Source organism: Arthrobacter sp. H14 (assembly GCF_000520495.1).
Taxonomy (GTDB): domain Bacteria; phylum Actinomycetota; class Actinomycetes; order Actinomycetales; family Micrococcaceae; genus Arthrobacter_C.
This window is the reverse complement of sequence record NZ_KI914668.1, coordinates 8,473-9,840: the sequence shown is the minus strand read 5'-3', so window position 1 is coordinate 9,840 and position 1,368 is coordinate 8,473. Positions and strand designations below refer to the sequence as shown.

General features: G+C 62.6%; 3 protein-coding genes. All 3 read left to right on the top strand.

The features are described from left to right. A partial coding sequence (locus tag Y707_RS32235; protein ID WP_026535744.1) for a hypothetical protein occupies positions 1-270 on the top strand: 270 nt, incomplete at its 5' end. Positions 271-282: 12 nt separating this feature from the next. Then, positions 283-462, top strand: coding sequence for a hypothetical protein (locus Y707_RS30815; protein WP_155853024.1), 180 nt, complete (start codon positions 283-285; stop codon positions 460-462). A gap of 346 nt (positions 463-808) precedes the next feature. Beyond that, positions 809-1,368, top strand: a 560-nt coding sequence (locus Y707_RS31580; protein ID WP_051442082.1) for a hypothetical protein, incomplete at its 3' end; no start/stop codon positions are given.

The window sequence follows — 1,368 nt, the reverse complement described above, 5'->3', positions numbered from 1 at the left end:
GCCGGTCCGTTCGACATCTCAGAGGGCTATTGCAGCCCATCAATGGGCTGTGTCGGCAAGGAGGGCGGCCAGAACGTCTATGCCCAAAATGCCCCGCAATTGACGCCCGAAGAGGAGAATCTCCGTCTGCAGTGCGATTTCGCTCTGGCCGCTGCGGGAGCAGGATTCTTCGGCGGCGCGGCCGGTGTCATATCCGGCTCATTCGCTGGCCTGGCGGCGGCGAACGGGCCATGTCAGGCGCTTTACGAGTCCACAGCCCGGTACCATTAGGACAAGGAGACCATGATGAAAACACGTATCGCAGTCAGCGTTATTGCCGGGATTGTCCTGATGATCTGCGGCCTGTCTTACGCGGCAGTGACCGGCTCCGCGGACGTTTACGGCTATGTGATGGCCGCGGCCGGTCTGTTCATGATCCTGCACCCATTGCTGTCCAAGCACCGTGGGGATAAGAGGGCCTGAACCAGGCAGACCCACCCAATCCGTCGCACGTGGCAGACCGGACATATACAAGCAGGCTAATGGGCGTCTTGAGAGACATGCGCAACCGCTGTCGAGAGGCGGCCGGCAGCCGGCAGCGAAGCTTTGGGGGATTCTCGCCGCCGGCCTACCAACCTGGACCGGAGCGCCTATTTGGGGACGGCAGCCCGGATTCATCACTCGCACCTAAAAGGGGCACTAAACAACCTACCAGTTACCGGGAGTGTTCCGCCCAGGTGCGGTTGTGGTGCACACTAATCACTGCGTCACGGCTTCTTCCCACAAGTTGCCACACTGGCATAGAATGTGGAGAGAGGTGGTGATACTCATGAGTGCTTCAACGTCGGAGGCTCCTTCCGGTCGCCGGGACCCGCAGGAGAGCGTCGAGCAGTGGTTACAGGCCAGTGGGCTCTCGTTCACCGCCGATCATCTGGCCAGTGCGCTGAAAGATCGCACCGTCCGCACCCCGGAGGCGGTACGTCTTCCCGAGCAGGAGCAGGCGGTCTGGGATGAGCATGCCGGCGTCCCCGCACCAACCGCGGAAGAAATTGCCGCGTCTTCGGCCGGCAGTGCCGCGGCCCGGATCCTGGTGGAGTCCGCTTCACTCACTGCTTCCGGCATGGCAGAGCGTACCGGCCTGTCGGCATCGACGATCAGGCACTACCGGGCGGACCGCAAAATCTACTCTTATACCCGTGGCAGCACCGTGTTGTTCCCCGACTGGCAGCTGACCAATAGTGGGGGCCTGCTTCCATCGCTGGGGGTGGTCCTGCAGGCGCTGCCCGATGACCTGCATCCGCAGACGGTGGCAGGACTATTCCTGACCCCGCAGCAGGATCTGGAGCTGGACGGGCGGCCGGTGAGCCCGAAGGAATGGCTCGAACGCGA

What these genes read in the sequence shown, in the direction of transcription:
- Y707_RS30815 (WP_155853024.1), top strand. Translation starts at nt 283, where the DNA reads ATGATGAAAACACGTATCGCAGTCAGCGTTATTGCCGGGATTGTCCTG.